Origin of the sequence: Buchnera aphidicola (Brevicoryne brassicae) (genome assembly GCF_005082825.1) — a bacterium.
GTDB lineage: Bacteria > Pseudomonadota > Gammaproteobacteria > Enterobacterales > Enterobacteriaceae > Buchnera > Buchnera aphidicola_AK.
This window is the reverse complement of record NZ_CP034884.1, coordinates 1-2,913: the sequence shown is the minus strand read 5'-3', so window position 1 is coordinate 2,913 and position 2,913 is coordinate 1. Positions and strand designations below refer to the sequence as shown.

General features: G+C 22.6%; 3 protein-coding genes. 1 reads left to right on the top strand and 2 read right to left on the bottom strand.

Translation table 11 applies throughout. The annotated features are described in order from the left end of the window. Window positions 1–15: 15 nt before the first annotated feature. Complete coding sequence (gene repA, locus D9V66_RS03310; RefSeq protein ID WP_158366071.1) at window positions 16–771, bottom strand: plasmid replication initiator RepA; 756 nt, start codon at window positions 769–771, stop codon at window positions 16–18. 186 nt (window positions 772–957) lie between these two features. Next, window positions 958–1,461, bottom strand: coding sequence for a TIGR00645 family protein (locus D9V66_RS03305; RefSeq protein ID WP_158366059.1), 504 nt, complete (start codon window positions 1,459–1,461; stop codon window positions 958–960). Window positions 1,462–1,764: 303 nt separating this feature from the next. Here D9V66_RS03305 and repA (D9V66_RS03300) point away from each other — a divergent pair, with 303 nt between their 5' ends. After that, window positions 1,765–2,616: a plasmid replication initiator RepA gene (repA, locus tag D9V66_RS03300; RefSeq protein ID WP_158366061.1), complete on the top strand. Its 852-nt coding sequence runs from the start codon at window positions 1,765–1,767 to the stop codon at window positions 2,614–2,616. Window positions 2,617–2,913: the final 297 nt, after the last annotated feature.

Below are 2,913 nucleotides of genomic sequence, written 5' to 3'. Positions count from 1 at the left end.
TTTTATTGTGTAAATTTATTTTTTAATTTTGTTAAATAATTTACATAAATTATTATATTCAATATCTATTTGTTTTTTAAGCCCCTTAGGACCTATTTTTGTTAATTCACTTGCTGTATAATAATTGATTAATGTGTTTAGAATTTTTTTTCTGGCAGATTTTTCATCTAATTGTGACATTACCTTAATATCTGAAAAAGAAATAAATATTTTTTTTTCCTTGATTTTTAATTTTTGAGATGTTTTCATTGATTTAGATAAATAACTATTTATTTTTGATTGTGATATGTTGAATAGCATAAAAAACATCGGTGTCAAAAAAATTTTTTTTGGTAGATAATTACTAATTGATTTATTTTTTATTTTTTTACATCTAATAAAACCCATAGGTTCTAAAAAATCATTTATTAAACGTGAAGCTCGGGTGATAGATTTATTACCAGAGTCTGAGAAAGTAGAAAGACCACATTCATCTGCTAATTTTTCAACGGAAGCTTGAACTAAATTGGATTGAATATCGAAATAATACAACATAGCGACAACTATGGCTCTCATCGCGCATGCACGATGTTCATTTAATCTTCTAAATCGAGGTAAAATATTACCAGTTTTGGGATCTATAGGTAACAATTTATAGTTTAAATCACATCTAGCAACATCTATTTCTGATGCTTTTTTCATAGCATAACAAATGAATGTAGATCTCTTCCTATCATTTTTAGGTGGATTAAAAACTGGTTTAGGATTATATATATAATTTTTTCTAGGCACTAAATACACTTGATTAAGTAAAATATATTTTTATTTTATTTGGAAATTATTTTCAGCAAGAAAATGAAAAATAATATTTGTTATTTATTAAAAGTTTGAAATAATATTTGAAATAAATATAACATTAATAAAATAACATTACAAATCGTTTAATTCATTTTTTATAAGTATTTTTTAAATTAATAATTAATATAAATGATGCTTCTTTTTACTCATTTTATCAATATATGCCATACCAAATGCAGATAAAACAAACGTAAGGTGAATTATAACACATAACATTATTTTATCATCTAAAATTTTTTCAGCTTCCATAAAAAGACGTAAAAGATGTACAGAAGATATTGCAACTATTGATGATGCTACTTTATTTTTTATTGAATTTACATCCATAGTACCCATCCAACCCAATCTTTTTTCATTATCTTGAATATCCATTTTTGCAATAAAATTTTCATAACCAGAAAACATAACCATTACTAATAATCCACCCACTAAAGCAATATCAATTAGTGATAAAACAACTAATACTAAACCGGATTCAGACATAGCTAAAATATCTGGAATAATGAATACGATTTGTTGAAAAAATTTTAATGTCAATAATATAAAACCAAACGACAAACCAACATAAACAGGAAACATTAACCAACGAGAAGCATATATAGTTTTTTCAATAATTTTTTCCATTTTATTATTCCTAATTAATTTTTTAATAAAATATTTTTTTTTAAAAATAAATAATATTCATTAAATTTTTTTGTTTATAAAAAAAAATATTTTAAAAAAATTTAACAACTTATATTGAAAATAATTAAAATTTATGGTAAGAATATTCTTTTCTTTATAAATTATATTTATTCATAAAATAAAATAAAAGTAAAGTATATATTATATATACAAAAAATACGAAAAATTTTATTAAAATTTTTCCGTAAATTTATTTTTTATATGAATAAAAAATTAATTCCTTACTACTTTAAGTATTATTTTATGACATCAAGAAAATGTTATATACATAACCTGAATCCTATTTTTAAGCCTCCTAAAAATAATAAACGGCGGCCCTTTTTTATTTGTTATGCAATGGAAAGGGCAGAAGAGATAGATGTTTCAAGATGTGAATTAAATTATATTTTACAAGCAAAAAATATTAAGACAGGATTGCCTTTAAAAAGATTCAGACAATTAAATAAACATCGAGCATCTGCCATGAGAGCTATGGTTTCAGCAATGCTATATCATTTTAATATTTCTTCTGAATTAGTTCAAGCGTCTGTTGAACAATTATCTGATGAATGTGGTTTGTCCACAATATCTGCATCTGGCAATAAATCTATTACCCGAGCATCCAGATTAATAACAAATTTTATGGAACCTATGGGTTATGTGAGTTGTAAAAAGATATGGGATAAAATTTTAGGTAACTATATGCCTAAAATGATAAAACTTACTCCATTATTTTTTATGTTATTAGGAATTTCTGAAAAAAAATTAATTAATGCTAAACAACAACAATTAGGATGGATAAATAAAAATCTTATTAGCAAGGGACTTAATCCTATAACTATGCTTGATGCAAAAAGACGATCTAAAGATATTCAAATGAAAAGTATTTTTAAATATCGAGTTTCTAGACATGCTTTTTACAAAAAAAAGAAAAATGCACAACGTTTAATATCTTTAGATGAGAAAGAAGCTCGACAAACTATTCTTCGAGCATTAGTTGCCAAGTATTCTTTAAGTGAATTGACTAAAATGGGACCTAGTGGGTTAAAAAAACAAGTAAATATTAGTTATTATTATTTACGCAAAATAGCTACAAATACATATCCAGATAATTAAATATAAAAAAATATTTAAATAAATGCGTTTTTTTACGTAGTACTTACTATTCTTAATTTTTATTTTTTAAAAAATTTATAAAAAATTATTTCATTTTTTCTTAAATTTAAAGAAATCTTTTTAAAGATTTTTTTTTTATAAAAAAAAATCTTTAAAAAGATTTCTTTTTTTGTTAAAAAAATCTTTAAATGCATATTGTTTTTTTTAATAAATGCTTTTTATTATATAAATGCAAAATAACAGTGTTTAAAACTTATAAAAAAAATAAATAAACATAAAAAAATAGCGAAAGTCTTA